The following is a 25,501-nucleotide window of genomic DNA, read 5'->3' as shown; positions in this document are numbered from 1 at the left end:
TCAGGTCGCCGGCGACGGCCGACAGGAGCTACTGCCGCTACCGGTGGGCACCGGCATCCACTGCGACATGACTTCTATTCTTCGCGTTCGAACGTCACGAGCATTCCCTCGACGCCACCGGGACCGATCCGTCCCTTGATGTCGGCGGAGGTGATCGCCTTCAGGCGCCACCCATCTCGGGCATGATCGTTGAGGATCTTCTCGAGCTTGCCGCCGGACATCTTCCCGCCGAGCATGCCCTCGCGGATCTCGATCACCTTGTACGAGTACACCCGTTCAGCTTACGGTCGTCCCGCGAGAATCTCGTCGAAATCCGACCTGTACGTGACACTGGAAGGTGACGTTTCCGAAACCCGGAGGCAGCAGTGGAGACGATGCCGGACGGTCGGACTCTCGAGTCGGCAGTTGCGCTCGCGAGTCGCGCGCCGTCGCTTCACAACAGTCAGCCGTGGCGGTGGACTCTGGACGCGGACGAGCTTGCGCTGTTCAGCGACAGTGATCGCATCCTTCCGGCCACCGATCCGTCCGGTCGTCAGATGTTGTTGTCCTGTGGAGCAGTGCTGCACCATCTGCGGGTTGCGCTCACCGCCCGGCACTGGGCCACGGTGGTCGAACGAATGCCGGACGCGACGAATCGTCGTTGTCTCGCGACGCTGCGCTTCCGCCGAGTTGACGCGGTGACCGACACCGACCTCCGGATGGCAGAGGCAATCGGCCGCCGACGTACCGAGCGGTTACCGATGGGCGCTCCGCAGGAGTGGGCTCGGACCGAGAGCGCTCTGCAGATGCTCGCCGAGCCCGCGGGTGTCCGCCTGAGTGCCATCGCCGAACACGAGCGACCTGCACTGGAAGAGTTGTCCCGTCGCATCGGCGGTGAGCGTCGCTCCGATGCGGCCTACCAGACGGAACTTTCCTGGTGGGCCGGGCACGGGATGTACCCGGACGGAATACCTCCGGACGCACTCCCACCGCGACGGCGCACGGTGGCGACGGAGCGGGAGTTCCCTCCCGGCAACGCGACCGGCGAGTCGGCAGAGGCGGAGGACCGAGCCGCGATACTTCTCCTGTCGACCACGACGGACACGCGGCTCGACTGGCTGCGGAGCGGTGAAGCCCTATCGGCCGTGCTCCTCGCGTGCACCGCCCGTGGACTGGCCACCTGCTCCGTCACGCACCTGACGGAATCCGAATCCTCACGTGCGTTCCTGCGGGAAACGGCCCGCATCGAGGGCGTGCCGCAAGTGATGATCCGGGTCGGTGTACGCGCGGGACCGGGTCCGGATGCGACGACGCCGCGCCGTCCGACTTCCGCGATTCTGTTCCGCAAGCAATCCTGATCCCGAACTTCGGTGTTCCCGACCGCGCTCAGCGACGTCGAAACCACCAGAATCGTTCGAGGACAACAAAAGCCCGGATCAGCGGGCGGCGCCGTAGAAGCGGGAGACCCGTACACGCAGCAGCAACCTGCGATCGGCGACCATCGCGGCCCGGAAGTCGTCCCAGTCCGGATGCTCGCCCTGCACCGCTCGATACAACTCGACGAGCTGCTCGACGGTGTCGTCGTGAGGATCGGCCGCTACCGGGGACAGTTCGGCCTCGCCCTCCGCGACGGCGTAGGACCACTTGTCGTCGGAGTCGACGAACAGGCTCACACGCGGGTCGCGGCGCACGTTCCGGGTCTTTGCCCGGTCGTCGGTGATGGAGACGGAGAACGTGCGGGTCGCGGGCTCGTACCGGTAGGTGACGTTCGACAACTGGGGTCGCCCGTCGCGCTTGATCGTCGCGAGCACAGCGACACCGGTGGGAGGGAACAGGGCTTCGAGTGCGCTCTCGTCGGCCAGCATGGCGCCCAGACTACGGCCGACCGTGCAGAATCGGGGCGGGTATCGGGCCGAGCACGAAGGGTAGGCATGCTGGACTACGCGCGTTACTGCGGAGAGATCGTCGAACAGACGGAACTGCTGGTGGACTCACTGGCCGGGCAGGACATGACCACACCGGTGCCGTCGTGCCCGGGATGGAACCTCGGTCAGCTCGCCCGGCACATCGGCTACGGCCACCGCTGGGCGAGCGAGGCGGTCCGCGGTGAAGGGGCGATGCCGCGCACCGACCGCGCGATGCGGGAGTTGGCGGACTACGTCGACGAGGATCCGGACGAGCTGATTCCGTGGTTACGGGAAGGAGCGCGCGAATTCGGGGCCGCGTTGCGGGAGGTCGGTCCGAACATGCGGGTGTGGACACCGATCCCGGGTGGCAAGAAGACCCCGGAGTTCTTCGCCCGACGCTTCGCCCACGAGACCGTGGTGCATCGCGCCGACGCTGCACTCGCACTGGGAGCGGACTTCGAGCCGGCCCACGATCTTGCGGTGGACTGCGTGGACGAATGGCTCGACCTGGCGGTCGTCACCTGGCCACGACTCGATGTCGAACGGCACCGCGCGTTGCACGGACCCGACCGGACGCTGCACTTCCACGCGACGGACACGTCGGCGGAGTGGGTCGTGGACCTGACCGGCGAGGACTTCGCGTGGCGGCATGCCCACGAGAAGTGTGCCGTGGCGGTACGCGGACCGCTGACGGAACTGCTGTTGGTGCTCTATCGTCGGCGCGCTGTGGAGGCAGCCGACGTGGAGGTCTTCGGCGACACCGGGTTCCTGGCGTCCTGGCTCAACGTCAGTCCCTTCGGGTAGCCCGAAGGCAGAACGCACAGCGGGTGGCCGCACCGCGACGTTGAGGCGCGGCTACCCGCCTGCGAGTCAGACCGACAGGCGCGAGGCCGAGTACGCGTGGCGTATCGCGTCGAGTGCGCTGGTGCAGGGAATATGAGCTTCCTGCAGCGAATGGATCACCTCGGCGATCGGTCCGGACTGCTCGAAGGCGCTACCGGCGGCCACGGCCCAGGCGACTTCGCCGGGCTCGAACGTCCGGGTGGGCTTCCATCCTCGCTGAGGAGCGAGTTCGCGCAGAGCGCTCCAGTGCGCGACCTCGTCCGCATCCGGACGTCCGATGAAAAGTAGGCGGTCGTGTCCCACGATGAACCCCTTCGTTCCTTCTCGTGCTTCGACAGGTAGGTCGTCTTCACTGTGCGCTTCGTTACATTCACCTGATCGAGAAGCGTCGCAGGTTTAGGACCTTCCACTATGTGGTACACCCGCCCGAATCCGACGGACCTGTCCGACAAGGGCGATCATCCACCGCCGTAGCGAGCCGCGAACGCGCCCGGCGTCATGCCCATGACCCTCGCGAAATCACGTACGAAATGCGGCTGGTCGGCGTAACCGAGGACCGCGGCGACCTCCGACAACGAACCGGGTTTCTCGCGCAGGCGACCGGCGGCCTCCTGCAGTCGCCGCCGCTGGATCAGCCACTTCGGGGTCAGCCCGATCCGTCGCTGGACGAGGCGTTGCAGCGCGCGCTCGCCGAGACCGAACTCCGCGCGCACCTGCTCGACCCGCAGGACGTCGGAGTTCTCCTCGACGAACGCCACCACCCGGTTGACCAGTCGCCCCTCCTCATCGATCGGCAGATGGGCGTGCAGCACGTCGTCGAACGCCTCCGTCGCGGCGCGGTGCGACTCGCGAGAGTCCGGGCCGTGCGCCATCGCCTCCCGAACCCGCGTGATCAGACGCGCGCCGGCATCGCCGAGGACATCGGTGAGGTCGACGGCCCGGTCGGTGAACGCCGCGAGCGAGGTGCCCGTGAGCAGTGCCCCGGCCGCCGGGCTGAGCATGGACCCGACCGCCCAGCCCTCGCCGGTGAGGGTGACCGTGGACAGTCCGTGTTCGACACCGTAGAAGCGCGCGTAATCGTGCGCAACCACCAGTTGGCAGACCGGATAGCGCAGCACCCGCTGGGGTGCCTCCCGCCCGGCCGGCACCGACCACACGGGAATCCAGTACCGCTGCATCAGATCCGTGAGGTCGGAAGCGGCGGGATAACGGTGGATGGTGTGCGAGGCGTCGTGCGGATCCTTCAGGTGGGCACGTTCGGTGCCGTCGCGACCGCCGACGCGGTCGGTGCCGTCGCGACCGCCGAGGGGGTCGCCGCCGTCGGGTTTCATCAATACCTCACGCTCGCCGGTCGTCAGTATCGAGTCATGAATACAACAGCACTGCGACACGCAGAGGCCGACAAGCCGCTCACCGACGTGATCTCGTCGCTCCGCGGCACCGACTGGGATGCGCAATCGCCGTGTGAGGGGTGGACGGCGCGCGACGTCCTGGCCCACATCATCGACACGCAGCGGGACTTCTTCGCCGGGCGCGGCGTCGAGATGGGGGAGCGGCCCGAGACCGACCGTCCTGTCGAGGCGTGGAGGACGCACACGGCACGGATCGCCGAGATCCTCGCGGACGACTCGTTCGTCTCGACGACATACGACGGATACTTCGGGCCGACCACGGTGGGTGCGACCTTCGAACAGTTCTACCTCTGGGACATGCTCGTGCATCGCTGGGACATCGCACGCAGCGCGGGGGTCGATGTGACCTTCTCGGACGCCGAACTCGACCGGATGGAGGCCGGCGCCGACAGTTTCGGCGACGCGCTCTACATGGACGGTGTCTGTGCTCCGGCGGTGCCGGTTCCCGAGGACGCAGACCGCACGGCCCGGATCCTCGCGAAGATGGGACGTCGCACGGCCGCGTCGATCGGTTAGGCCGCGTTATCGTCGGTCGTATGAGCGAAACGATCCGCGTCGCGGACTACGTGCGCGAAGCGATCGCGGCCGGACGGCCGGTCGTGGCGCTCGAATCGACGATCTTCACACACGGCCTCACCCGGCCACGCAACGTCGAGGTCGCCCTCGAGGCCGAGAAACGTCTGCGCGATTCCGGGGTGCTGCCCGCGACCATCGGGGTTGTCGACGGCACGCCGACGGTCGGTTTGTCGGAACAGCAGATCCGCATGCTCGGTGCCGAGGACGTCCCGGTCGTCAAGCTCGGTATCCGCGACCTGCCGGTCGCGGCGGCGAAGGGATTGCACGGGGGGACCACGGTGTCGGCGACGGCGCTGCTCGCGCATCGCGCCGGGATCGACGTATTCGCCACCGGCGGCCTGGGCGGCGTGCATCGGGGGGCTTCGTCGACCTTCGACGAGAGCGCGGATCTCGTTGCGCTGGCGACACTTCCGATCCTCGTGGTGAGCGGCGGCGTCAAATCCGTCCTCGACATCCCTGCCACACTCGAACGGCTCGAGACGCTCGGGGTGGTCGTGGTCGGCTATCGGACCACGCGTTTTCCCGGCTTCTATGTGCGCGACAGCGGCTGCGATGTCGACGAGGTGGAGTCGGCGGAGCAGGCCGCGGCGGTGGCGCGGGCGCGGGACGGGCTGGGTCTGCGGGCGGCGGTGCTCGTCGGGAATCCGGTGGCGGCCGAGGCTCAGATCGATCCGGAACTGCACGATCGCGTGCTCACCGAGGCCGAACACGCCGCAGCCGAGGCCGGGACACGCGGCAAGGCGATCACCCCGTTCCTGCTCGAACACATGCACCGGGCCACCGAGGGGCACTCGTTCGAGACGAATGTCGCGGTCTATCGCGGGAACGTCGCGGTCGCCGCGGAGATCGCGCACGCGCTGGCGTCCTGATTCTTCATTGCAGGCCGACGGCCTGATTTCTCACTGCAGGAGGAAGGCGGCGGTGGACGACGGCAGGGGAGTGCCGCGCCGGCGGTAGATCTCGGCGGGCCGGCCCGTGCCCTCCCTGTGCAGTTCGCCGGTGGGTTCGAGGCCGTGCAGCAGGTGCCGGCGGAAGGTGTCCTTGGGATAGCTGCGGGCATAGACGGTCTCGTACAGCAGCCGCAGGTCGAGCACGGTGAACTGCTCGCCGAGGAAGTTGCCGGGGTCGACCTCGGCGGAGTACCGGCGTCGCAGGTCGGCGACGGCCAGGTCGACGATCTCGGCATGGTCGAAGGCGAGGTCGGAGGTCTCGGTGGTCGGCACGAGATACGCCTCGGCGGGGATCTCGGCGACCGGCACCGCGGCGCCGTGGGCCATCGACAGCACCCACCCGCGGTCGTCGCGCTCGGGATCGTCGAGCATGGCCAGCTGGTGGAAGTCGACACCCGTGAGTCCGGCCTTGTCGCGCAGGGCGCGTTCGGCGGCCTCGGCGAGTCGCTCACCGGGGTGCAGGAAGGTGCCCGGCAGGGCGAAGGTCCCGTCGGGACGTTCGACGACCAGTACCTTCAGTACTTCGTCGATGGTGAGGACGGCGACGTCCACGGCCACCGAGGGGCGCGGGTAGTCGGTGAGCGACCTGCCGGTCGAGTCGGTCGGTGTGCCCATGATGGACATTCAATCATTGATGCGCTAACTTTAGCGCAGACTTGATCGAATAGAGGGGTTCATGGAAACAACCGCAGCACAGAACGACCGGGCAGCCGGAGTCCTGCTCGCCACCGCAGCAGGCGACGCACTCGGGGCCGGATACGAATTCACGTATCCGACGGACACCACGCCCATCGACATGATCGGCGGCGGACTCGGGCCGTTCGCGCCCGGTGAGTGGACCGACGACACCTCCATGGCCCTCGCGATCGCCGAGGTCTCGGCGACCGGCGTCGACATCGGTGAGGGCGCCGGACTCGACGCGGTCGCGGCGCAGTTCCTCCGCTGGTACGCCACGAACCCCAAGGACATCGGCAACCAGACGCGTGCCGTCCTGCGCGAGGCGGGCCCCACCGCCGTCACCATGACGGCGCGCGCCCGCAGCCTCCCCGGACGCACCGGCGGCAACGGATCGCTCATGCGCACCGCACCCGTCGGGCTCGCCTACCTCGACGACGCCGAGCGGTGCCTGTCCACGGCGCATGCGATCAGCAGCCTCACCCACGCGGACGAGCAGGCCTCCGAAGCGTGCCGGCTGTGGTCGTTCGCAATCCGTCACGCCGTCCTCCACGGCACCTTCGACGGGGTGCGGGTCGCGCTGACCCACTTGCCGCAGCCCGCCGCACAGCGGTGGACGGCGCTGCTGGACGAGGCGGAGACCGCGCCGAGTCCGCGCGTGTTCGACAACAACGGCTGGGTCGTCCACGCCCTGCAGGCCGCGTGGTGGGCGATCACCCATGCCTGCACCGACGGCCCCGGACACCTGCCGGAGGCACTCGAACTTGCCGTGCGCGCCGGCAACGACACCGACACGGTCGCAGCCATCGCGGGCGGACTGCTCGGCGCCCGGTGGGGGGCGTCCGCGGTGCCCGAGCGGTGGCGTCGCATGCTGCACGGATGGCCGGGCTACCGTGCGGACGACCTCGAGCGCCTCGGACTGCTCACCGCGCGGAAGGGCTCGGGGGAGCGCGACACGGGACTGCGGGTCGTCGAGAGTTGAGACTCCCCGAGATCCGCCGGATGCCTCCGCTCGCGGCTGTGATGCGGTAGACACGAGCCGTCGGCCGGATACTCGAGGAGGGATCGCACGTGGCTTCCATCGCACTTCCACGCATCATGCGCGTCGGCGGGGGCGCCGTCGACGAGATCGGGGAGGTCGTCGCCGGACTCGGACTCGCCCGGCCCCTGGTGGTGACCGACAAGTTCCTGGTCGGCACGGGTGCGGTGGATCGGATGGTCGCGCAGCTCGAGGCCGCCGGGCTACACCCCGCAGTCTTCGCCGAGACCGTGCCCGACCCCACCACCGCCTCGCTCGAAGCGGGTGTCGCGGCGGTCGCCGAGCACGACGCCGACTGCGTGATCGGGTTCGGTGGGGGAAGCCCGATGGACACGGCCAAGGCACTCGGCCTGCTCGCCCGGCAGGGCGGTCACATGCGCGACTACAAGGTGCCGCGCGACAACATCGGCCCGGCGCTACCGGTGATCGCCGTGCCCACCACGGCGGGAAGCGGCTCGGAGGCAACCCAGTTCACGGTCATCAGCGACAGCGAGACCGACGAGAAGATGCTGTGCCCGGGCCTGGCCTTCCTGCCGGTCGCTGCGATCGTCGACTACCGGCTCACCCTGACGATGCCCCCGCGCCTGACCGCGGACACCGGCGTGGATGCACTCACCCACGCCATCGAGGCCTATGTCAGCAGGAAGGCGAACCCGTTCTCCGACAGCCTCGCGCTCGTCGCGATCGGCACCATCGGACAGGTGCTGCAACGCGTCTACGCGGACGGGCAGGATGCCGAGGCTCGCGAGCGGATGATGCTGGCCGCCACGCAGGCGGGCATCGCGTTCTCCAACTCCAGCGTCGCCCTCGTGCACGGTATGAGCCGGCCGATCGGCGCGCACTTCCACGTCGCGCACGGACTGTCGAACGCCATGCTGTTCCCCGCGGTCACCGAATTCTCCGTGGATGCCGCCGAGTCCCGCTATGCCGACTGCGCTCGCGCGCTCGGCGCGGCTTCGGCGGACGCCTCGGATGCGACCGCCGCGGCCGACCTGGTCGTCGCGCTGAAGGAATTGTGCCGCGACGTGGAGGTGCCGACGCCGAAGTCGTACGGCATCGACAAGCAGACCTGGGACGAGAGGGTCCCGCTCATGGCCGAGCAGGCGCTGGCGTCGGGATCCCCGAACAACAACCCGAGGATCCCGACCGCCGAGGAGATCCGCGAACTCTACGGGCGGATCTACGCGTGAGGACGGCTCATTCGGGAGCCTGATCGTCGGGTTCGACCTTCTCCGTCTTCACCCGGTCCGCGACGTTGCCGGGTGCACCCTCCTGCTCGCGTTCGTTCTCGACCTTCTGTTCGAGCTTGTCGACGAGATTCTTGATCTTCTGGCCGGTGAGGTCGTCGTTGTCCTCGGGGCGGCCCGAGCCGTGCTTGGGGGCGTTGTCCATCGACGTCCGTCCTTCGTTCGTAGGGTGCAGGGGAGCGGTACCCGAGCGCCGGAACGGTCAAACGGGCAACGGTTCTGCTCACACCGATCACCACCGGCAAGCTCGAGGAGACCGTGCCCGCCGCCTAGCTCATCGGGTCCGCTCGGCCGCGGCGGCGATGTCGGCGAGGTCCTGCTCGAGGGCCTTGCGGGTCGCGCGTTTCGCGAGTGGCGCGAACAGCGTCATCGCGAGCTGCGCGAAGGCGCCGAGGGGTCCGCTCTCCCCGGAGAACTCCACGGTCAGATCCGTCCCGTCCGCCGAGGGGGTCAGGTCGTAGACGGTCCGGTAGCGGGCGCCGCGGGATTCGGCGACGACGACGGTGCGTCGCTCGGGATCCACTTCGGCGACCTGCATCTCCTCGGTCGCCGACTGACCGAACATCCCGCGGGTCTCCCGCCACCGTGTGCCCACCTCGTAACCGGTGCCGTCCAGTCGTTCGACGGCTTTCACCCCGCGCAGGGTGACAGGTGCCTCGTCCAGTGCGGTGAGCACCCGCCACACCGCGGGCGGCGGTGCGGCGATGTGGCGGGAGACCTCGATGCGTTGTTCCACTTCTCTCCTCGTGATCGTTCGGTCAGAGCGGGAGCTCGGTCTCCTGCAGCCCGGGCGGAACGCCGCGGCGCCGGAACCATTCGACACCGAAGGCGGCGCGCAGGTGTTCCTCGGGCATGTTCAGCATCGGCCCGAAGTCGCCGATCTGCGACTCGTAGCCGACCATCGCCGCGCGTTTGGCGCCCAGCGCCGTCGACACGTCCACCGCGGTGGTCAGTTCCGATTCCGGTAGGCCGAACGTCTCGAGGTCGGGTGGGCGCACGTCGTCGGGGGTGTCCGGCAGCGCCGAGAGCAGCCGCATCAGGTGGTCCCGATTCGTGGATGCCTCGTAGACGGCGTCGTGTCCGCTGATCCGTTCGGCATGGACACCGGCACGGTGGACCTGGACGTGATCGGGATGACCGTAGCCGCCGTGCGCGTCGTAGATCGTGACGACATCGGCGCGTTCCTGCTCGATCACGGCGGCCAGCCTGGCTCCCACCTTGCTCGGATCGGCGTTGGTGAAGGCATTCGGGTCGTGGTTGCCGGCGGTGCCGGCCATCCCCGAATCGCCGTATCCGAAGGGCACTACCCGCGCCGCACCCAGCGCCCGGGCCGATTCCTCGAGTTCCTTCGTGCGGCGGGCGGCGAGGGATTCGCCGGGCGCGAGCAGCCCGTCGGGATATTCGCCGCGGGCACCGTCGGTGGCGACGACGAGCACGACGCGATGCCCGGCGTCGGCGGCCCGGCGCATCACGCCACCGGTGAGGAACACCTCGTCGTCGGGGTGTGCGTGGAAGCACAGCAGAACGCTCATGGCGTTCATGCTGACACGCTGCCCGTCCGTTGCAGCGGTCAGTCCGGCTCGCCGTAGCGGGCCGCGAGATTGTCGGGCATCGGTTCGTGCCGCAGATACTGGCGGGCGAAATCGGCGGTGCCCTGCGTGATGGCCCGCAGTTCGACCGGATAGCGGCCGAGTTCGAGTTCGGGAACCTCCGCGCGCAGCAGGGCGACACCCGGCTCGGGGGATTCGGTGCCGAGCACCCGTCCGCGCCGGGCCGACAGATCGCCGAGGACCGCGCCGAGATACTCCTCGGGCACGATCACCCGCACGGCAGCGACCGGTTCGAGTACGCGAACGGTGCTGTGCGAGGCCGCATCCCGCAGGGCCAGCCCGGCGGCGGCCTGGAAGGCCGCGTCGGACGAATCCACCGAGTGGGCCTTGCCGTCGACCAGGGTGACCTGCACGTCGACGAGCGGATATCCCGTCGTCACACCCTTCTCCGCCTGCGCGTACACGCCCTTCTCCACGGACGGGATGAACTGGCGCGGAACCGCACCGCCCACCACCTTCTCGGCGAACACCACCCCGCTGCCCACCGGCAGTGGTTCGACCTCGACGTCGACGACCGCGTACTGGCCGTGCCCACCGGACTGTTTGACGAGCCTGCCGTGGCCTTTCGCGGGTCCGGCGAAGGTCTCCTTCAGCGGCACCCGATGCTCGACCGTGTCGACCTGGACACCGTGCCGGGTGCGCAACCGCTCGAGGACCAGTTCGGCGTGCGCCTCGCCCGTGCACCACAGCACGAGCTGATGGGTCTCGGGATTCTGCTCGACGTGCAGCGCGGGATCCTCGGAGGCGAGGCGCGACAGGGCCTGGGACAGCTTGTCGTCGTCGGTGCGGGTGTGTGCCTCGATCGCGACGGGGAGCAGGGGAGTCGGGGTCGGCCACCGGTCGAGTGGGACCGGATGGTCGGGGTCGTACAGGACATCACCGGGTTGTGCCGTCGCGAGCTTCCCGACGGAGGCGATGTCTCCCGCCACGGCCTCGCCGACCGGGCGCTGTTGCTTGCCGAACGGGCTCGTCAGGGCGGGAATGCGTTCGCGGCTGTCGCGGTCACCGTCGGCCAGCGCGACGATCGTGTCGGGTCGCAGCGTGCCGGAGTAGACGCGCACCAGGCTGATCCGCCCGACATAGGAGTCGCCGGCCACACGCACGACCTGCGCGGCGAGCGGACCGTCCGGATCGCACGGCGGTGCCCCACGATCGCGCTGCGTCGGTGCGGGGAATCCGGTGGTGATCAACTCGAGCAGTTCGACGGCACCGATCCCCGTCTCGTCGGCGGGGACGGCCGGATGCAGGGTGCACGCCAGGATCTCGCGGGTGAGTCCTTCCTGCAGGGAGGCCGTGTCGAGTTGCTCGCCGGCGATGAACCGCTCCATGAGCGTGTCGTCCTGGCCGGAGATGGCCTCCACGAGGCTCTCGCGCGCTTCGGTGGACACCGGGCACGGACCGGGTTCGCCGTAACTGCGGCCCGTCAGCAGACCCATCGACCCGATCGGGCGGTCGCCGTCGTAGACGGGATAGAACATGGCCCGCAGGGTGTCCGGTCCCAACCCGAAGGCGTCGTGGCAATCGGTGAGCATGTCGTCGAAGCTGTGCCGGGCGACGTCGAGTTTGTTCACCACGATCGCGCGGGGGATCGCCTCGTCGTCGCATTCGCGCCAGAGCGCGCGGGTCGCGGCGCTGATGGGATCGGTGGCGGAGACGACGAAGATCGCCGCGTCGGCCGCGTGCAGGGCTGCGCGGACCTCGGCGTCGAAGTCGGGGTGTCCCGGCGTGTCGATCAGGTTGATCTTGATGTCGTTCCATTCGAGGGGGACGACGGACAGCTGCACCGACCTGCGGTGGCGCTGCTCGATCCCCTCGTAGTCGGACACCGTGGTGCCCTCTGCCACGCGCCCGGCGCGCCCGACGGCGCCCGCTGCGACGGCGAGGGATTCGGTGAGGGTGGTTTTCCCGGAGCCGCTGCACCCCACCAGGGCAACGTTGCGGATCCGGTCGGGACTGTCGGCGGTCGGTGCCTGCCGGCTGCGTGCTGCGGAGCGATCGGGCATCGAGCTACTCCCTCGTGTGACCTGCGGCACAGTCTAAGGCATTCCGATGGTGCCTCCGGGGAGGTTCGCAACACGCGCTCGGGGCTCGCAACGCCACCGGTGACCGATGGTGTTGCGAGCCTCGCGGCGGCGGTGCGTACCCCCGGCCTGCTCAGTACACGTCGCGCACGTACCGCTTCTCGCGCTTGAGGGTGGTGACGTACTCCGCGGCCTGCTCGTCGTTCATGCCGCCGTGCTCGGCGACGATCTCGTGCAGCGCACGGTCGACGTCCTTCGCCATCCGCGACGCGTCGCCGCAGATGTAGAAGTGTCCACCCTCCTCGAGCCACGCGAACAGTTCCGCGCCGTGCTCCTTCATGCGGGTCTGCACGTAGATCTTCTCGGCCTGATCGCGGGAGAACGCCAGGTCCAGGCGCGTGAGCACACCCGAGTCGGCGAACTCGGCCAACTCCTGTTCGTAGATGTAGTCGCAGCCGCGCTTCTGGTCGCCGAAGAACAGCCAGTTCTTCCCCGTCGCACCCCGTGCGCGACGTTCCTGCAGGAAGCCGCGGAAGGGTGCGATGCCGGTGCCCGGACCGACCATGATCATCGGTGCGGTGTTGTCGGCGGGCACGCGGAAGGCCTTGTTCTTCGACACGAAGATGCCGACCTTGCCTTCACCGACACGATCGGCGAGGAAGGTCGAGCACACCCCGCGACGCTCGCGGCCGTCGGTGCCGTAGCGCACCGCCGCGACCGTCAGGTGCACCGAACCGTCGCACGCGTTCGGGCTCGACGAGATCGAGTACGCCCGGTGCTGCAGCGGACGCAGCAGCGCCAGGAACTGCTCGGCCGACAGTTCGGGCGCGGGATCGAGCAGGAGCACGTCGAGAATGTCGCGGCCCCACAACCATTCGTCGAGCGCGGCCTTGTCGCTGTGCCGCAGCACATAGGTGAGTTCCTCGTTACCCGTGTGTTTCTCGATCTCCTCGAGGAGATCGACGGACGGAGCGGTGATCTCGTAGTTGTAGGTGAGGAGGTGCTCGAGCGTGTCGTCGTGACCCTCGGGGACGGTCGCGCCGTCGAGACCGAGCCGACCGAGGATCGCGTGCACGAGTTCGGTGTCGTTGACGGGCACCACGTTCAGCGCGTCGCCCGCTTCGTATTCGAGACCGGAATCGGCGAGCGCGAACTCGTAGTGCCGAATCTCCTTGGCCGAGTCCTCCCCGGACAGGAGCACGTTCGACGTCAGCACCGCCGGATAGGGATTCTTGCGGGTCCACTGCGGCTTCGCCCGGGCCGGTGCCGCCGGTGCCGCGGGAGCGGGAGCACCATCGCCCACGATGCCCTCGACGGCCGCGACGAGCGGCAGCGTCTCCGCGATCCACGTCGCGGCGAGCTCCTCGAACTCGACGTCGCAGTCCACCCGCGGCACGATGCGCTGCGCACCGAGCTGCTCGAGACGCATGTCGATGAGCTTGCCGGCCTGGCAGAACCCGTCGTAACCGGTGTCGCCGAGGGCGAGCACCGCGAAGTTCATGCCGTCGAGGCGCGGCGCGCTCTCGGCCGACAGCGCATCCCAGAACAGCTCGGCGTTGTCGGGCATCTCGCCCTCGCCGTAGGTGGATGTGACGATCAGGACCTGGCCCAGACCGGCGAACCGGTCGAGGTCCATGTCGTCGAGAGCGCACACGACGGGCGCGAAGCCCTGGGTGCGCGCTGCAGCCGCGGCGTCCTCGGCGACGGCTTCGGCATTGCCGGTCTGCGAGCCGTAGAGCACGTGCAGAGCAGTCGCCGAGCCGACGGTCCCGGCATCGGCGGCGGAACCCCCGGAGAACAGGCGGGTCTGCATCCCGGCGACGAAGCCGGAGAGCCACGACCGCTGATCGGCGGTGAACGGAGCGTCGAGGGGAATGAACGGGCCGGTGGTGGTCACGCGGAGACTCCCATCGTGGAGGTGAGGACGTTCGGGACGGCGTTGCGTGCGAACAGTTCCTCGTAACCGGGCAGGCGACCTGCGGCGTCGAGATTCTTGCGGCTCTGCAAGAGGATCCAGCCGTAGGTACCCGGCGCATCGACCGAGCGGACGTTGCGCAGGGCCAGGGCCTGCTTGTAGTCGTTCAGGCGCTTGTCGGCGACCAGCGCCGCGAGCTGCTCGTCGGTGTGATCGGCGATCGCCGCGAGGGCGTAGCGCTCGAGCTTCGCGACGAGGAAGAAGTCCTCGGTGAGCAGCAGATTGCGTGCGGTCTTCTGTACCGCCGGATCCGACACGTCGGTGGCGTCGGGGACCTTCTGCAGCGCCATCTCCTGCGCGGCGGCGAGCACCGTGTAGTTGTTGAGCAGCGCGTACATGGCCTCGGTGTCGGTCGCGTCCGGGGTGACACCACCGGCGACGGGAACACCCGAGCGGTAGTTCTCCTTGAACTTGCGCACCTGGTGCGCGACCAGCGCCGTGGCGACCTCGGCGGCGAGGTCCTTGCGCGATGCTGCGGCGAGGATCTCGTCGAGGTGCTGGTACTGCAGCAGCGCGCGCGGCATGCCGTACGCGAAGCGGTGCTGCTCGACCTGCCAGTTGTCGATCAGGAAGCGGGCCTTCACCGAGCCGGTCGCCTCGACGTGCAGGTGCAGCAGCTGCAGCACGGCGGCGTTGTGGATCGCGGCCTGCGGGTCGTCACCGGTGATCGACCCGAGGACGATCGAGTCGGCGCTGGCCTTGCGGGGGAGCAGGCCCTCGGGGTCGTACTGGTAGACGAACCCGCCCGACATGCCGTTGCCGAAGCCCTTGCCGAACTCGCCGATGTTGAGCACCGCGCCGTTGGTCATGTACTCGCAGGCGAACTCGCCGACACCCTCGACGACGGCGGTGGCGCCGGAGTTGCGCACCGCGAAGCGGTCGCCGGCCTCACCCTCGACGAACAGGCGACCGCCGGTCGCACCGAAGAGCGCGAAGTTGCCGATGAGCACGTTGCCGCCGCGATCGTCGCTGCCGCCACCCGGTGAACGCAGCACGATCTGCCCGCCGCACTGGCCCTTGCCGACGCCGTCGTTGGCGGTACCGGTGTGCTCGATGCGCATGCCGTCGTTGCAGAACGCCCCGAAGGACAGGCCCGCCGAACCGGAGGTGGTGATGGTGACGGTGCCGTCGCGTAGCCAGCGGCGTCCGCGCTCGTCGTCGAGCACGGCCGGCAGGGCGCCGAGATCCTCGTGGTTGAGCATGCGCTCGATGTCGATCGCCAGCTGCGCGCCGACGCTCTTGTTGTTGTTCGTCAGCTGCACGCCGTCGCCGAGCGAGACGGTGAGCTCCTTCGCATCGACGAGGGCCTCGCGCAGCCGGGCCACCCACGCCTCGTCGAGCGAGTAGTCCTTCTCCATGTAGACCGGATTGTCGATGTGCACCTCGGGCAGCACCGCGAGCATCGCCCGCAGGTCCAGCCGGCCCACGCTCGACGGGTGGTCGAGCAGGTGCAGCAGGTCGGCGCGGCCACGCGCGTCGCGCAGCGACCGCAGACCCAGGCGGGCGAGCAGCTCTCGGGTCTCGTGCGCGACGTTGAGCAGGTACTGGGCCATCGCCCGCGGATCGCCGTTGAACACTTCGGGATTCGTGGTCAGACCTGCCGGGCACTTGACGTTGCAGTTCTTCGCCATGACGCAGCCGAGCATCATCAGCGCGGTGGTGCCGAACTCGAAGCTGTCGGCGCCGAGCAGCGCGGAGACGATGACGTCCGACGCCGTCTGGTGCGCACCCGAGCAGCGCAGCACGACCTTGTCGCGCAGACCGTTGGCCGTGAGGGCCTGGTGGACCTCGGCCACACCGATCTCCGCGGACCGGCCCGCGTACTTCAGCGAGGTCACCGAGGCGGCACCCGTGCCGCCGGTGTTGCCGGCGACGTTGATGACGTCGGCGCCGGCCTTCGCGACACCCACGGCGATCGTGCCGATGCCCTCCGAGGAGACGAGCTTGACGATCACCCGCACCCGCGCCGCCTTGGCGTCGTGGATGAGCTGGGCGAGGTCCTCGATGGAGTAGGTGTCGTGGTGCGGCGGCGGCGAGACCAGCTCGACGCCCGGGGTCGCACCGCGCGCCGCGGCGATCTCCACCGTGACCTTCTTGGCGGGCAACTGGCCGCCCTCACCGGGCTTCGCGCCCTGCGCGATCTTGATCTCGATCTCCTCGAGCATCGGATCGGCGAGATAACCGGCCCACACACCGAAGCGGCCGGACGCGAACTGCTTGATGCGCGACCCGCGGATGGTGCCGTAGCGGGAGATGTGCTCGCCGCCCTCACCGCAGTTCGACATGCCGCCGACCATGTTGGTGCCGTGGGCGACGGCCTCGTGGGCGTTGGAGTTGAGCGCGCCATGGCTCATCGCACCCGACGCGAGCGCCGGGGTGATCTCGTGCGCCGGCTGCACCCGGTCGAGCCGCACGCTCAGCGGGGCCTGGCGGACCTGCTCGAGATAGCGCGCGGCGTCACCGATCGCGTGCACGGTCAGGGTGTCGCCGTAGCAACGGTGCGAGACGATGCCGTCACCGAAGCGCGCGACGAGCGAGGCCGCGAGCGCATCGGGACGACGGTGGTCGTCTGCGAGCGGACCGGTCAGACGCAGGACGAATTCGCTCTCACCGACCCGCGCCGCGGAGATCCCGCGCACGAGCATCGAGTTGTTGCCGAACCGCGCGAAGCGGCCCATCTCCTTGGTGAAGTCCTCGGCGGTGACGGCGTAGGTGACGTCGGCGGGCAGGGCGAGCACGTCGCGCAGCGCCGCGGGACGCTGTGCGCGCTCGTCGGCCATCGTGCGGGCGAACGCGCGGTAACCCGGGGTGATCTCGAAGGCATCGATCTCGGCGGGTGTCAGGGCGCGGAAGCCGCCGTAGCGGTACGAGGCGTCGTCGAGACCGTGCGCGTCGGAGAGCCGGTGCAGCGGCAGCAGACGCAGCGCGTCGGTCAGATCCGGCTCGGCCTCCTTCTCCACGGGCAGCGCGAAGGGCTCCTCGGTCATGTCCACGAAGCCGCGCACGGCGGTCGTGCCGAACGAGTGACCGGCGCCCTCGGCGCGCTCCTTGAACAGACCCAGCAGCGGGACGTCCTTCTCCGTCTCCACGGTGAGAGCGCGACGGTGCCAGTCGGCGACGGCCTGCGCGAGGGTGGTGAAACCGACACCGCCGACCGGGGACTTCACGTTCGGGAACCAGCGCGCGAGCACCTCGTCACTCGTGTCGAGATAGCTCGGCTCGAAGAACTCACCGCCGATATACGACTCGACGGTGCACAGGCCGACGCGTCCCATCGTCTTCATGAGCGACTTCTCGGCCGCCTTGCGGAACTTCAGGAACGCGGCGTCGGCATCGTCGCCGAACTTCTCCTCGGCGCGCATCTGCACCGTGAGCGGATACACCGCAGCGGCACCGAAACCGAGGGTCGCGGCGATGTGATGCGACGAGAACAGCTGTCCGGACTCGACGATGACGGACACGCGCAGACGCAATCCCTCGTCGATCAGGCGCTGGTTGACCGCGGCGACGGTGAGCACCATCGGCAGTCCGGCGCGGTCGGTGGAGACGTGGCGGTCGGTGAGCACGGCGATGCCACCGGATTCGCGGGCGAAATCGGCAATGGCCTCGGCCGTACCGTCGATCGCGGCGGCGAGCGCGGCCGCGTTCGCCTTGGCGTCGTCGAAGACGGGGGAGTACAGCATCTCGAAACGCCGCACCGGGGTGTCGGACTGTTCGCGGATACGCAGCATGTCGAGGTGCGTGAGGATCGGGGTGGGCACCACGATCTGGGCCGCGGACGAGACGGGAGCACCGCTACCGGGGCGAGCACCGAGCGCGACGCGCAGGGTCATGCCGTCCGCTTCGCGGATCGAGTCCAGCGACGGGTTGGTGACCTGGGCGAAGCGCTGCGAGAAGTATTTGGCCACACCGCCTTCCTGATCCGACAGCGCGTTGATGGCGTTGCCGTAACCCATCGCGGAGATGCGCTCCTGACCCGACGCGAGCATCGGGTCGAGCATGAACCGGAAGGATTCCTGGTTGATGCTGTAGGACACGTAGCGCTGGTAACGCTCGAGATCGCCGTTGTAGCGCAGCGGGGAACCGGCCTTCTCGGCGGGAACCTCGGGCAGGGCATCGAGATTGCGGCGGGCCTCGTCGACGAGCGACGCGTAATTCTGCCGGGCAGCAAGAAGTTCGAGCGCCTCATCCGCTCCGTAGGAGCGGCGCGTGCGGTGATCGAAGTACAGCATGCCACCGGCCTCGATGCGGCCGCGACGCAGCACGGTCTCGGGCGCGAAGTCGAACTGGCCGGCCTCGGAGGTGACGGCGAGGTACTCTTCGGTCTCCACGGTGCGCAGCGGACGCAGGCCGAGGCGGTCGAGGCGCGCGCCGACGACGGTGCCGTTGCCGAAGATCAGCGCCGCGGGGCCGTCGTTCTTCTCCTCGTACAGGGAGAAGAACTCGAGCATCGCGCGGACCTGCGGCGACAGCTCGGTGTCGTTCTCCCAGGCAGGCGGCATCATCTGCACGACGGCGGTGACGAGGTCGAGTTCGTTGTGGGCGATACGCGAGGCCAGGGTCTGGTCGAAGCGGCAGCTGTCGGACTGTCCCGGCGGGCGAATGATGTCACGGCCCATCGCGCGGGCGAGGGCGCCCTCGAACAGCCGGTTCTTGCGATCGGTGTTCAGCTCACCGTTGTGCGCCATGAGGCGGAACGGCTGCGCCATCGTCGGATGCGGATCGGTGTTCGTCGAGAACCGGGTGTGGAAGAACAGGGTGTGCACCGCGTGCTGCGGATCGGTGAGATCGCGGAAGTACGGGATGACCTCGTGAGAGTTCAAGCGGTTCTTGAGAACCTGCGTGCGCGCACTGAGCGAGAGCGGGTACAGCCCGCCCAGTTCCGGCTCGGTGTAGGCGCGGGCCTCGACCTCGAGGAGCACGCCGTGCAGCAGTCGGTCGAACTCGTCGACGGAGTCGCACGCGTCGGGCCGCGTGAAGATCCACTGCCGGATCGGCAGCTGGTATTTCGTTGCGGCAGGACGCAACACGCTGTCGTCGACGGGGACGTCGCGCATCGTGAGCACGGTGACCCCGGCTCCGGCGAGTGCCGACGAGACGAGTTCCTCGGCATCGGCATGCGCCGCGGGATCGGTGGGGAGGAAGAAGTTTCCGACACCGAAGTGCCCTTCCTTCAAGGGTTTTCCGGTGATCTCGGAGAAGAAGGCGACCGACAGGTCCACGTTGATGCCGGCTCCGTCGCCGACACCCTCGGCGGACATGCCACCGCGGTGCGGCACGACGCACAGGGCCTCGTGACCGCGGGTGAGCACGTCGTGGGTCTGCACGCCGTCCTTGCGGGTGATGAAACCGACACCACAACTGCTCTTGTCCAGCGTGCTGTCGTACAGGCCGGTGTCACTGGCGTGCGTCACGGACGTCCTCCTCGGTGCATCGAATTCGACGTCGACCGGCAGTGACGATGCGAAGAAGGGGAACGCGTGGGAAGGCGCAGCTCCTGAGGTGCATAGACGTGTGCCGGAGACGATGTGTGTGAATGCAGACGTCTTTGTCCGAATGCGCCGTGCGTTGCGACGGTGGAGCGCGCGAGCAGCAATCGCAAGTGTAGCGCACGTGTTAACTCCGGTGACGGCGGGATACATCACAACCCGCCGGGAGTAAACGCTTTATTGCGGGAGGGTCTTCGCTACGCTCGCGCCCAACGGCGTCGACAGGCCGGACTACGGGCAGGGAGAGCGATATGACCGACATTCTCGACCGCACGAAGATCTACATCGACGGGCAGTGGGTGGACTCCGACGGCGCCGGCCGCATCGAGGTCGTGAACCCGACGACCGAAGAGGTCGTCGCCGCGGTCGCCGAGGGTGCCGCCTCCGATGTCGATCGGGCGGTCGCCGCAGCGAAGGCGGCCTTCCCGGCCTGGTCCGCGCTCAGTGGTGCGTCGCGCGCCGCCTACCTGGAGAAGGTCTCCTCGCTGGCGAACGAGCGTGCCGACGAACTCACGAGCGTCGTCTCCCAGGACATGGGGATGCCCGCTCACTTCGCGCGTGCCATCCAGGTCGGGATGCCGCTGAAGAATATTGCCGCCTATGCGTCGCTGGCCGGAACGTACGACTTCGACGACCAGGAGATCGGCAACGCCCTGGTCGTACGCGAACCCATCGGGGTCGTCGGGGCGATCACCCCGTGGAACTACCCGCTGCACCAGGTGGTGCTCAAGGTGTTCGCCGCGCTCGCCGCCGGGTGCACCGTGGTGCTCAAGCCCACCGAGGTCGCGCCGCTGGTGACCTACGCGCTCGTCGACATCGTCGACGAGGCCGGCCTGCCGCCGGGCGTGTTCAACCTCGTCAGCGGTTACGGACCGGTCGTCGGCGAGGCCATCGCCGCACACCCCGACGTCGACATGGTGTCGTTCACGGGCTCGACGCGTGCCGGCAAGCGCGTCTCGGTCGTCGCTGCGGAGACGGTGAAGAAGGTCGCGCTCGAACTCGGCGGCAAGTCGGCCAACATCATCCTCGACGATGCCGACCTCACCGCCGCCGTCACCGAGGGTGTCGGCAAGTGCTTCCTCAACTCCGGCCAGACCTGCACCGCCCTGACCCGCATGCTCGTCCCCGCCGACCGTCTGCAGGAGGCCACCGCCGTCGCCGAGCAGGTCGCGCGGGCCTACACCCTCGGGCTGCCCGACGATCCGTCGTCGAAGCTGGGCCCGCTCGTCAGCGGCACGCAGCAGGCACGCGTGAAGGCGTACATCGACAAGGGCGTCGAGGAGGGGGCCGAACTGGTGCTCGACGGACGCGAAACCGAGTTCACCACCGGCTACTTCGTCGGCCCGACCGTGTTCACGAACGTCGCGCCGGAGATGACGATCGCCCGCGAGGAGATCTTCGGGCCGGTGCTGTCGATCATCGGATACCAGGACGAGGACGATGCGGTGCGCATTGCCAACGACAGCGAGTACGGCCTGTCCGGTGGGGTCTGGTCGGCCGACCCAGCGCGAGCGGAGGCCGTGGCCCGCCGTATGCGCACCGGTCAGGTCTACATCAACGGCGGCGCCTTCAACACCGACGCACCTTTCGGTGGTTACAAGCAGTCGGGTATCGGACGCGAGGCCGGTGTCTTCGGGCTCGAGGAGTTCCTGGAGATCAAAACGATCCTGCGCTGACGGCGGTGCCGTATCGTTTCGTCGGACCGGTCAGTAGTAGACCGCGCCGGGTACGCCGCCGCCCACGGCGATCGCATCGCCGGTGATGCCGATGCTGCGCGGGCTCGCGAGGAACGCGACGACGTCGGCGACCTCGCTCGCGTCGATGAGGCGGTTCACGGAGTTCTTCGCGATCTGCCGTTCCAGTTCGGCTATCGGCGTGCCCGTCTCGGCGGACTCCTCGGCCAGTCGCGCCGCCAGCCGTTCGGTGCGGGTGCGGCCGGGGTGGACCACGGTGACGTTGATGCCGTGCGGGCCGAGTTCGTCGGCGAGGTTCTTCGTCACGGCTGCAACGCTGACGTTCCGGACCGTCTGGGCGATGGAGTTCGCGCTGCGCGCGCCGAGCCCGCTGATGTTGATGATCCGGCCCCAGCCCTGCTCGATCAGGTAGGGGGCGACGGCGCGTGCGGTGCGCAGACAGCCGAGGACCTTGATCTCGACTTCGTTGCGCACGATGTCGTCGGTGGTCGCGGCGAAACTCGTCGGCTTGTCGGCGGTCCAGGGTGTGGCGGCGGAGTTGACGAGGATGTCGACGCCACCGAGTTCGGCGACGGCCCGCGCGACGAGTGCGTCGACCGAGGCCTGGTCGCTGGTGTCGGTGGGCACGGGAACGATTCGTCGCCCGGTCTCCTCCGAGAGGGTCTTCGCCGCGATGTCGAGATCGGCCGCGGTACGGGCCGCGATCACCACGTCGGCACCTTCGGTGGCCAGTGCCCGCGCGATGGCGTAGCCGATGCCGCGGCTACCGCCGGTGACGATGGCCCGCTTGGCAGTGAGTCCGAGATCCATGCTGCCCTTGTCCGTTCTTCGGGGATGTCCCGACGGTATGCCGACAGGGGAGCGGGCGGCCACATTTGCGACCGGCGTGATGCGAAGCGGTGGACGGCTACGGCTACGGCGACGGCCCCCGCACCATGTGGTGCGGGGGCCGTCGGTGGTAGGTCTCAGGCCTTGCGGGTGCGGCCGAGGCGCAGCAGCGTCATCGCGAGCGTGCTGCCGTCGGTGCCGAGTTCGGCGAAGCGTCCCATGACGGCCATTTCCTCGGCCTGTGCTTCGCGGCTCGCGTCGGTGCCCTTCGCGGATGCTCCGGCGCGCTGAACGAGCTCCGAACGCCGCTTGATCACCGCGAGCAGCTGAGCGTCGAGCTCCTTGATCTGCTCGAACAGCTCCCCGAGCTCTGCCTCGGCCGACGAAGCTTCGCCGACGGACGCAAGGCCAGGCGAATCAAGCTGGACAGTCATGCAGACTCCTCCGGTCTCGTCTGAATCGTCACAGATTGTGTCGTGCTTACACCTATAGGTGTTACCGACACGTAGGGAAAAATTCTCGCGAGATTCTCCCATGCGCGTCCTGTTCCTTCATAAACGGCCGTGACCTGGTTCAACACCCTGATGGCCGGGGGTATGTTAATTGTCACACCGACCGGTGCCAACTCGTGTGTCCGTCGGTGACGCCGCGCCCGAAGGGTCCGCATCGGGTCCGCCGCTCGAGGTAGCGTTCCGGCCGACCGGCAGGGCCGAGGACGTCGGGGCTCCTCGGTACACCTGGAGGGGAGACCGATGCGACGACCTGTTGTCCCGTGGGGTGGGCGCGGCACGGAGGCTGCGACTTCCGGTACGGAACCGACTTCCGGTACCGAACCGACTTCCGGTACCGAGCCGACTTCCGGTACCGAACCGACTTTCGGTGCCGAACCGACATCCCACATCGAACCGCCGAGCGAATGGCAGCACGGCACGCGCAATCTGCACGTGTACGCAGCGGCCGGTGCGGCGGTGCTCGTGGCGATTTTCGCCGCGGCCCGCGGAGCGAGCGCGTGGGGCACCGATTCGGTGGGCGCCGACCGCTTCTATTCGATCCTGGCGGTGCTGATGCTGCTGACGGCGGCCTTCGGCGCCACCTTCTGGTGGCCTGCCGGATCTGGGGCCCGGCGACCGTCGTCGTGGCCTCCGAGCCGCACACCGCGGTTCCGGTACGTCGAGACGGCCGATCGCGGCAGTACCGAGATCGCGGGCCGTCGCCCCGTCTTCGGTCTGCTGCTCGCGATGGTGCTGTGCGGGACGTTCCTCTCGCTCGGCGCAGCCGTGGAGATCGTGGTCGGGAACGAGGGTCTACCTCTCGTGGCGCTGGTGCTGGCGCTCGTCGCCGGGGTGTGTCTGGCCTTCCTCGTGGAGGTGGCACTCGGGCGCATCCGGGCCGGTTCGCTGGTTCTCGGGCCGGACGGGATCAGGCTGCGCGGCTGGTTCGTGGAGTCCTATCTGCCGTGGGTGTCGGTGCGGGGTCTTCGTGCGGTCGACCGGGGGTTCCCGGAAATCTGGATCGAGGGGCACGGGTCGGCGGCGTGGGCGCGTCGGCGCACGAGTCGGGTGTTCCCCTTCGAGCGCCTGCCGTCCGAGCCCCGGATCGAGGTGGACTCACGGCATCTGGCCGTCGATCCGGTGCAGTTGTACCGTTTCCTCGAGTTCTACGTGGAGCACCCTCGCCACCGCCGTGAACTGGGCACACCGGCGGCTGCGGAACGTCTCGCGGAGGGCCCTCCGTTCACCGTCGACGACGAGTGAAAATAACGTAGTCCGTATTTCAGAATGTCGTTTCCGTTCCCGTTCCTGCAACTCGTGTTCGGACCTTCACAAGTGCGGCACTCGGTGCCGTAGCATCGAGTCAGACGCTTCGGGAGGACGCCTTCCCGAAGATCTGTGCGCTCGGCGGTGCCGGCGCGTGGACCCCAGGTGTTCGACCAGATTGGACGAGAAATGACCGCTCCGGAACGCATCGTCATCGTCGACGGCGCACGCACCCCCGTCGGCAGCTTCGGCGGCGCACTCAAGGACGTACCCGCGCACGAACTCGGCGCCACCGCGGTCCGCGAGGCGCTGCAGCGCGCGGGTGTCGCAGGTGAGGACATCGACGAGGTTGTCATGGGTTGCATCGGCCAGGTCGGTGCCGACGCCTACAACGCCCGTCGCGTCACCCTCGCCGCCGGACTTCCCGTCTCCACCCCGGCCCTCACCGTCAACCGCCTGTGCGGCTCGGGTCTGCAGGCCGTGTGGTCCGCAGCCCAGGAGATCCGTTGGGGTGCCGCGGAGATCACCGTCGCCGGTGGCGACGAGAGCATGTCGCGCATGCCGTTCTACGACTTCGGTGCCCGCAACGGTTACAAGCTCGGCAACCGCGAGCTCGTCGACGGCACCGTCGGCATGCTCACCGATCCGTTCAGCGGACTGCACATGGGCGTCACGGCCGAGAACGTCGCCCGCGAGTACGGCGTCAGCCGCGAGCAGCAGGACGAGTTCGCCCTCGAATCGCAGCGCCGCGCCGCCACCGACGCCGCGAAGGCCGCCTTCGCCGAGGAGATCACCCCGGTCGAGATCGGTGGCCGCAAGCCCGTCACCGTCACCGAGGACGAGCACCCCAAGCCCGACACCACCCTCGAGGTGCTCGGCAAGCTGCGCTCGGCGTTCATCAAGGACGGCACCGTCACCGCCGGTAATGCCTCCGGGATCAACGACGGCGCTGCCGCGCTCGTCCTGGCCCGCGAGTCGGTCGCCCGTGAACGCGGTCTCGGTGCCTCTGTCGTGCTCGAGTCGGTCGTCACCTCGGCGATGGAGCCCGAGCTGATGGGCTACGCCCCGACCCTCGCCCTGGTGAAGCTGTTCGAGCAGAACGGCCTGACCCCGGCCGACATCGACACCGTCGAGCTCAACGAGGCCTTCGCCTCGCAGGCCGTGGCGGTGGCGCGCGACGCCAAGCTCGACCCGGAGAAGACCAACCCCTACGGCGGTGCCATCGCCCTGGGCCACCCGGTCGGCGCGACCGGCGCGATCCTGACGCTGCGCGTCGCCAAGGACCTGATCCGTCGCGATCTCGAACTCGGCGTCGTCACCATGTGCATCGGTGGCGGACAGGCACTCGCCGCGCTGCTGCGCCGCGTGTCCTGATCCGGGCAGGTTTCGAAGGACCGACAGTGGTGGGGGGGGGGGGGGGGGGGGGCCCCCCCGGCCCGGGGGGGCGGGCCGGGGGGGGGGGGGGGGGGGGGGGCGCGCCCCCCCCCCCCCCCCGGGGG

The 25,501-nt window shown here is 68.7% G+C and carries 22 protein-coding genes; 9 read left to right on the top strand and 13 right to left on the bottom strand.

Features of this window, described 5'->3' with window-relative positions; genetic code table 11:
* Positions 1–74: 74 nt before the first annotated feature.
* Positions 75–272 (bottom strand): DUF4177 domain-containing protein, encoded by a 198-nt coding sequence (locus A5767_RS00475; protein WP_006552868.1) that lies wholly within the window; start codon positions 270–272, stop codon positions 75–77.
* A gap of 102 nt (positions 273–374) precedes the next feature.
* Between A5767_RS00475 and A5767_RS00470 the strand changes: the two genes are divergently transcribed.
* Positions 375–1,337: an Acg family FMN-binding oxidoreductase gene (locus A5767_RS00470; RefSeq protein ID WP_064851438.1), complete on the top strand. Its 963-nt coding sequence runs from the start codon at positions 375–377 to the stop codon at positions 1,335–1,337.
* A 78-nt stretch (positions 1,338–1,415) separates the two neighbouring features.
* On the opposite strand, the gene A5767_RS00465 is transcribed toward A5767_RS00470, so the two are convergent.
* Positions 1,416–1,853, bottom strand: a complete 438-nt coding sequence (locus A5767_RS00465; RefSeq protein WP_442978718.1) for a PPOX class F420-dependent oxidoreductase — start codon at positions 1,851–1,853, stop codon at positions 1,416–1,418.
* A 57-nt stretch (positions 1,854–1,910) separates the two neighbouring features.
* Here A5767_RS00465 and A5767_RS00460 point away from each other — a divergent pair, with 57 nt between their 5' ends.
* The gene (locus A5767_RS00460) at positions 1,911–2,690 is read left to right on the top strand and encodes a maleylpyruvate isomerase family mycothiol-dependent enzyme (RefSeq protein WP_064851364.1); all 780 of its coding nucleotides are present in this window, start codon (positions 1,911–1,913) and stop codon (positions 2,688–2,690) included.
* A gap of 66 nt (positions 2,691–2,756) precedes the next feature.
* Here the strand turns inward: A5767_RS00460 and A5767_RS00455 are convergent, their stop codons facing one another.
* Positions 2,757–3,032, bottom strand: coding sequence for a hypothetical protein (locus A5767_RS00455; protein WP_064851363.1), 276 nt, complete (start codon positions 3,030–3,032; stop codon positions 2,757–2,759).
* Between the two features lie 155 nt (positions 3,033–3,187).
* Complete coding sequence (locus A5767_RS00450; RefSeq protein ID WP_064851362.1) at positions 3,188–4,060, bottom strand: helix-turn-helix domain-containing protein; 873 nt, start codon at positions 4,058–4,060, stop codon at positions 3,188–3,190.
* 36 nt (positions 4,061–4,096) lie between these two features.
* On the opposite strand from A5767_RS00450, the gene A5767_RS00445 reads away from it, so the two are divergent.
* A complete protein-coding gene (locus A5767_RS00445; RefSeq protein WP_064851361.1) occupies positions 4,097–4,657 on the top strand; it encodes a TIGR03086 family metal-binding protein in 561 nt (186 codons plus the stop codon).
* 20 nt (positions 4,658–4,677) lie between these two features.
* On the top strand, positions 4,678–5,586 hold the full coding sequence (locus tag A5767_RS00440; RefSeq protein ID WP_064851360.1) for a pseudouridine-5'-phosphate glycosidase: 909 nt from the start codon (positions 4,678–4,680) through the stop codon (positions 5,584–5,586).
* A gap of 30 nt (positions 5,587–5,616) precedes the next feature.
* Here A5767_RS00440 and A5767_RS00435 read toward each other — a convergent pair whose 3' ends face one another.
* Complete coding sequence (locus tag A5767_RS00435) at positions 5,617–6,282, bottom strand: NUDIX hydrolase (RefSeq protein ID WP_024103645.1); 666 nt, start codon at positions 6,280–6,282, stop codon at positions 5,617–5,619.
* Between the two features lie 61 nt (positions 6,283–6,343).
* On the opposite strand from A5767_RS00435, the gene A5767_RS00430 reads away from it, so the two are divergent.
* Positions 6,344–7,324 (top strand): ADP-ribosylglycohydrolase family protein, encoded by a 981-nt coding sequence (locus A5767_RS00430; protein WP_064851359.1) that lies wholly within the window; start codon positions 6,344–6,346, stop codon positions 7,322–7,324.
* 116 nt (positions 7,325–7,440) lie between these two features.
* On the top strand, positions 7,441–8,571 hold the full coding sequence (locus tag A5767_RS00425) for an iron-containing alcohol dehydrogenase (RefSeq protein WP_064851437.1): 1,131 nt from the start codon (positions 7,441–7,443) through the stop codon (positions 8,569–8,571).
* Between the two features lie 7 nt (positions 8,572–8,578).
* Here the strand turns inward: A5767_RS00425 and A5767_RS00420 are convergent, their stop codons facing one another.
* From A5767_RS00420 to A5767_RS00395, 6 genes are all read right to left on the bottom strand, one after another.
* Positions 8,579–8,773: a hypothetical protein gene (locus A5767_RS00420; RefSeq protein WP_064851358.1), complete on the bottom strand. Its 195-nt coding sequence runs from the start codon at positions 8,771–8,773 to the stop codon at positions 8,579–8,581.
* Between the two features lie 129 nt (positions 8,774–8,902).
* Positions 8,903–9,364 (bottom strand): SRPBCC family protein, encoded by a 462-nt coding sequence (locus tag A5767_RS00415; protein ID WP_064851357.1) that lies wholly within the window; start codon positions 9,362–9,364, stop codon positions 8,903–8,905.
* Between the two features lie 22 nt (positions 9,365–9,386).
* Positions 9,387–10,160 (bottom strand): PIG-L deacetylase family protein, encoded by a 774-nt coding sequence (locus tag A5767_RS00410; protein ID WP_064851436.1) that lies wholly within the window; start codon positions 10,158–10,160, stop codon positions 9,387–9,389.
* Positions 10,161–10,198: 38 nt separating this feature from the next.
* Entirely contained in the window at positions 10,199–12,241 is a 2,043-nt protein-coding gene (locus A5767_RS00405; RefSeq protein ID WP_064851356.1) for an elongation factor G-like protein EF-G2, read from the bottom strand.
* A gap of 151 nt (positions 12,242–12,392) precedes the next feature.
* Positions 12,393–14,156, bottom strand: coding sequence for a sulfite reductase subunit alpha (locus A5767_RS00400; protein WP_064851355.1), 1,764 nt, complete (start codon positions 14,154–14,156; stop codon positions 12,393–12,395).
* Positions 14,153–19,648: a glutamate synthase-related protein gene (locus A5767_RS00395; RefSeq protein WP_064851354.1), complete on the bottom strand. Its 5,496-nt coding sequence runs from the start codon at positions 19,646–19,648 to the stop codon at positions 14,153–14,155. Before A5767_RS00395 ends, A5767_RS00400 begins: the two co-directional genes overlap by 4 nt.
* 326 nt (positions 19,649–19,974) lie before the next feature.
* Between A5767_RS00395 and A5767_RS00390 the strand changes: the two genes are divergently transcribed.
* Positions 19,975–21,399, top strand: a complete 1,425-nt coding sequence (locus tag A5767_RS00390) for an aldehyde dehydrogenase family protein (protein WP_024103652.1) — start codon at positions 19,975–19,977, stop codon at positions 21,397–21,399.
* A gap of 30 nt (positions 21,400–21,429) precedes the next feature.
* Here A5767_RS00390 and A5767_RS00385 read toward each other — a convergent pair whose 3' ends face one another.
* Positions 21,430–22,227, bottom strand: a complete 798-nt coding sequence (locus tag A5767_RS00385) for an SDR family NAD(P)-dependent oxidoreductase (protein ID WP_064851353.1) — start codon at positions 22,225–22,227, stop codon at positions 21,430–21,432.
* 155 nt (positions 22,228–22,382) lie between these two features.
* Positions 22,383–22,679, bottom strand: a complete 297-nt coding sequence (locus A5767_RS00380) for a chorismate mutase (protein WP_019288919.1) — start codon at positions 22,677–22,679, stop codon at positions 22,383–22,385.
* A gap of 318 nt (positions 22,680–22,997) precedes the next feature.
* Between A5767_RS00380 and A5767_RS00375 the strand changes: the two genes are divergently transcribed.
* A complete protein-coding gene (locus A5767_RS00375; RefSeq protein ID WP_082937541.1) occupies positions 22,998–23,999 on the top strand; it encodes a hypothetical protein in 1,002 nt (333 codons plus the stop codon).
* A gap of 192 nt (positions 24,000–24,191) precedes the next feature.
* A complete protein-coding gene (locus A5767_RS00370) occupies positions 24,192–25,376 on the top strand; it encodes a thiolase family protein (RefSeq protein WP_006552890.1) in 1,185 nt (394 codons plus the stop codon).
* Positions 25,377–25,501: the final 125 nt, after the last annotated feature.

The organism is Rhodococcus sp. 852002-51564_SCH6189132-a (genome assembly GCF_001665495.1).
Classification (GTDB): domain Bacteria; phylum Actinomycetota; class Actinomycetes; order Mycobacteriales; family Mycobacteriaceae; genus Rhodococcus; species Rhodococcus pyridinivorans.
Note: the sequence above shows the minus strand (reverse complement) of the source record. Positions and strands in the feature narration are given on the sequence as shown.

Bases quoted from the DNA above. Each gene is read 5' to 3' on its own strand.
- A5767_RS00470 (WP_064851438.1), top strand. From the start codon at position 375: ATGCCGGACGGTCGGACTCTCGAGTCGGCAGTTGCGCTCGCGAGTCGC.
- A5767_RS00460 (WP_064851364.1), top strand. From the start codon at position 1,911: ATGCTGGACTACGCGCGTTACTGCGGAGAGATCGTCGAACAGACGGAA.
- A5767_RS00450 (WP_064851362.1), bottom strand. From the start codon at position 4,060: ATGAAACCCGACGGCGGCGACCCCCTCGGCGGTCGCGACGGCACCGAC.
- A5767_RS00445 (WP_064851361.1), top strand. From the start codon at position 4,097: ATGAATACAACAGCACTGCGACACGCAGAGGCCGACAAGCCGCTCACC.
- A5767_RS00440 (WP_064851360.1), top strand. From the start codon at position 4,678: ATGAGCGAAACGATCCGCGTCGCGGACTACGTGCGCGAAGCGATCGCG.
- A5767_RS00435 (WP_024103645.1), bottom strand. From the start codon at position 6,282: ATGGGCACACCGACCGACTCGACCGGCAGGTCGCTCACCGACTACCCG.
- A5767_RS00430 (WP_064851359.1), top strand. From the start codon at position 6,344: ATGGAAACAACCGCAGCACAGAACGACCGGGCAGCCGGAGTCCTGCTC.
- A5767_RS00425 (WP_064851437.1), top strand. From the start codon at position 7,441: ATGCGCGTCGGCGGGGGCGCCGTCGACGAGATCGGGGAGGTCGTCGCC.
- A5767_RS00420 (WP_064851358.1), bottom strand. From the start codon at position 8,773: ATGGACAACGCCCCCAAGCACGGCTCGGGCCGCCCCGAGGACAACGAC.
- A5767_RS00410 (WP_064851436.1), bottom strand. From the start codon at position 10,160: ATGAGCGTTCTGCTGTGCTTCCACGCACACCCCGACGACGAGGTGTTC.
- A5767_RS00405 (WP_064851356.1), bottom strand. From the start codon at position 12,241: ATGCCCGATCGCTCCGCAGCACGCAGCCGGCAGGCACCGACCGCCGAC.
- A5767_RS00390 (WP_024103652.1), top strand. From the start codon at position 19,975: ATGACCGACATTCTCGACCGCACGAAGATCTACATCGACGGGCAGTGG.
- A5767_RS00385 (WP_064851353.1), bottom strand. From the start codon at position 22,227: ATGGATCTCGGACTCACTGCCAAGCGGGCCATCGTCACCGGCGGTAGC.
- A5767_RS00380 (WP_019288919.1), bottom strand. From the start codon at position 22,679: ATGACTGTCCAGCTTGATTCGCCTGGCCTTGCGTCCGTCGGCGAAGCT.
- A5767_RS00375 (WP_082937541.1), top strand. From the start codon at position 22,998: ATGCGACGACCTGTTGTCCCGTGGGGTGGGCGCGGCACGGAGGCTGCG.
- A5767_RS00370 (WP_006552890.1), top strand. From the start codon at position 24,192: ATGACCGCTCCGGAACGCATCGTCATCGTCGACGGCGCACGCACCCCC.